Source organism: Myxococcus vastator (genome assembly GCF_010894475.1).
GTDB classification, from domain to species: domain Bacteria; phylum Myxococcota; class Myxococcia; order Myxococcales; family Myxococcaceae; genus Myxococcus; species Myxococcus vastator.
The window spans coordinates 1-3,037 of record NZ_JAAIYB010000687.1 but is presented as its reverse complement, the minus strand read 5'-3'; the positions used below and the strand labels follow the sequence as shown (position 1 = coordinate 3,037).

Below are 3,037 nucleotides of genomic sequence, written 5' to 3'. Positions count from 1 at the left end.
GCGGGGGCGTTCGTATCCGGAAACCAGAACGTCCACCAGTGAAACCCAAGGTGGTGGCCTGGACGGAGAAAGGGCGAGCCCGGGAGGAGGAAAGGTTTTCCTCCCCATGTGGTCGCAGGTGCCCGCCGGGGGCCTCCAGGGTTCCACGGAGGGGAACGTCCACTGCTCACCAGGCGAGCCGTTCGGCCGGACGGCCCTCTCGACTGCCCGGTCCGGGGTGCCCAACCTCCTGGCACCTCCCCTGCAACGGTACGCGGGCATGCGAGGCGGACGCAGCCTATCCGCGCGGAGGGCGTGAATGGCGACGGGCAAGGTGTTGCGAAGAGCGGTCAAGGCGGCGGCGGCGGGGATGATCCACTACAGCGGGATGCGGCGGGCGATGGCCGCGTATCGGCGCTCCCAGTCCGGCGGGAGGCGCATCCTCATCGTCAGCTACCACCGCGTGGTGAGCGACTTCACCGGAGAGCTGCAGCGCTCGATTCCCGGGCTGCTCATCTCCCAGGAGACCTTCCGCCGGCATCTGGAGGAGGCGCACGCGGCGGGCTTCGAGCTGGCCTCCATCGGTGACGCGGTGGACGTCATGCATGGCCGCCGGGTGGCGAAGAAGGACCTGTGTGTCGTGACGTTCGACGATGGTTACCGGGACGTCTACCGGCATGCCTATCCGGTGCTCAAGGAGATGGGCGTTCCGGCCATCACCTACCTGCCCACGGCGTTCATCAACACCGACAAGCGCTTCAACCACGACCGGCTGTTCCACCTGCTGCGCCGGGTGCAGGAGCGCCGCTTCCAGCCGTTCTACGACTCGCTGCCCGCGCCCGCGCTGCAACTGCTGGGGCCCATCCTCTCCGGACAGAAGACGGTGTCGGCGTCGCTGGACGACTTCATCGGCGAGCACCCCACGCGCGTGCTGACGGAGATCATCGACGCGCTGGAGCAGCAGCTCGGCGGCGGCGCGGACCTGGTGCCGGAGCAGGGCGACGTCATGAACTGGGACGAGGTGCGCCGCATGGCGCGCGACGGCTTCGAGTTTGGCGCACACACGCTGGGCCACTCGGTGCTGACGCTGGAGCCGCAGGAAGTCGTGGAGCGCGAAATCCTGGAGTCCAAGCGCGCCATCGAGCGCGAGGTGGGCATCACCGTGCGCGACTTCGCCTACTGCAACGGCTGGTACTCGGACGAGGTCATCCGCGTGCTGTCGGCCAACGGCTTCCGTTCCGGTGTCACCACGGAGGACATGCCCAACCGCATTGGCGGCGACCCGTTCACCCTCAAGCGCAAGGTGCTGTGGGAGAACTTCAGCCTGGGCATGCTCGGCGACTACTCGTCGTCGCTCACCGGCTGCCAGTTGGATGACTGCTTCGGGGTGCTGGGCATGAGCAGCCCGGTGCCGGGGAAGCGCCCCCATTTCATCAGTGCCCCCGCCGGGGGAAACCAGTTGAGCAGTGCCCCGGCGCGGGTGAGCCCCAGCCCAGCGAACAGCAATGAAATCGTGGTGGGTCCGGAGACCGCCACGACCCTCCAGGAGGCTCCGTGAGCGGAAGTTCCACGTCGGCCGCGTCCGGGGGCTCGTTCCTCGGGCGCGCCGGCCCCTTGGTGTTGGCCCGGCTGTTCACCGCCGGGCTGACGCTGTCCATTCCCCTCGTGCTCGCCCGGGTGCTGAACCTGGACGACTACGGGACGTACTACCAGCTGTTCCTCATCGCCACGACGCTCTACTACGTCCTGCCGTTCGGCGTGGTGCAGAGCCTCTATTACTTCCTGCCTCGCACGGACGCGAAGCGGCCCTTCCTGGGACAGACGCTGCTGTTCATGTCCGCCATGGGCCTGGTGGGCGCGGGCGCGGTGTGGGCGCTGCTCGGGTATGTGGCGGGTTGGTTCTCCAACCCCGCGCTGGCCGAGTACCGCCTGCCGCTGGCCGCGTACACCGCGTTCCTGCTGGGGAGCTTCCCGCTGGAGGTGTCCCTCACCTCGCAGGGCCGCACGAAGGCGTCCGCGGTCGTGTACCTGGTGTCGGACGCGGTGCGGGCCTCGGTGATGGTGGTGCCGCCGCTGCTGGGCGCCTCGCTCTACGGAATGATGATGGCGGTGGCGGCCTTCGCGGCGCTTCGCTACCTGGCGACGTGGGTGGTGTCGCTGCGCGGTGCCGCCGGGCCCTTGGTGGATGGCCAGCGCTTCCGCGAGCAGCTGACCTACGCGGCGCCGTTCGGCGCGGCCATGCTGTTGGCGATTCCCCAACAGAACGCGCACCTGTACGCGGTGGCGGGCGCGGTGGCGCCGGCGCTGTACGCGCTCTACCGCGTCGGCTGCTTCCAGTTGCCGGTGGTGGACCTGCTGTACACGCCCACCAGCGAGGTGCTGATGGTGCGGCTGGGCGAACTGGAGCGCGAGGGCCGTCTGGAGGAAGGCGTGGAGGCCTTCCGTGAAGCGGCCGGGAAGCTGGCCTACTTCTTCCTGCCCTTCGCCGCGTTCCTCTTCTCGGCGGCGCCGGAGTTCATCGGGGCGATGTTCGGTGAGAAGTTCCTGCCCGCGGTGCCCGTCTTCCGCATCAGCGTGCTGGGCGTGGTGCTCTCCATCCTCCCCATGGACGGGACGCTGCGCGCCCGGGGGCAGACGCGGGCCATCTTCGCGTCCTACGCGGTGAAGGCGGCGGTGACGGTGCCGCTGGTGTGGCTGGGGGTGAAGCACTTCGGGCTGATGGGCGGCATCGGCTCGTGGGCGGTGGCGGAGGTGGTGGGCAAGGCCATGCTGCTGGCCCGGGTGCCCGCGGCGCTGTCCACGCCGGCGCGGAAGCTGAGTGTGGCGGACGTGATTCCCTGGCAGTCGCTGGGCAAGGCGACGCTGGCGGCGTGCGCGGCGGCGGCGGCGGTGTTCGTCCTGCGGGCCGGTGCCCACGGGACGTGGGCGCACCTGCCCACGGGCTTCTTGTGGCGCGTGCTGCCGCTGGCGGTGGCCGGGACGCTGTTCTTCACCGGATACCTGGTGGTGCTGCACTTCACGGGGGTGAGGCCGCTCAGCCTGATCGCGGGGCTGCGGG

Annotated in this window: 2 protein-coding genes; both read left to right on the top strand. The window is 69.5% G+C overall.

Annotated features, from left to right (window positions below; genetic code table 11):
• Positions 1 to 379 precede the first annotated feature (379 nt).
• Positions 380 to 1,537 (top strand): spore coat polysaccharide deacetylase ExoL, encoded by a 1,158-nt coding sequence (exoL, locus tag G4D87_RS36065; protein ID WP_163787336.1) that lies wholly within the window; start codon positions 380 to 382, stop codon positions 1,535 to 1,537.
• The coding region (gene exoM / locus G4D87_RS36060) for a spore coat polysaccharide flippase ExoM (RefSeq protein WP_163787335.1) at positions 1,534 to 3,037 on the top strand (1,504 nt) is incomplete at its 3' end. The genes exoL and exoM, both read left to right, overlap by 4 nt.

What these genes read in the sequence shown, in the direction of transcription:
- exoL (WP_163787336.1), top strand. Translation starts at nt 380, where the DNA reads ATGGCCGCGTATCGGCGCTCCCAGTCCGGCGGGAGGCGCATCCTCATC.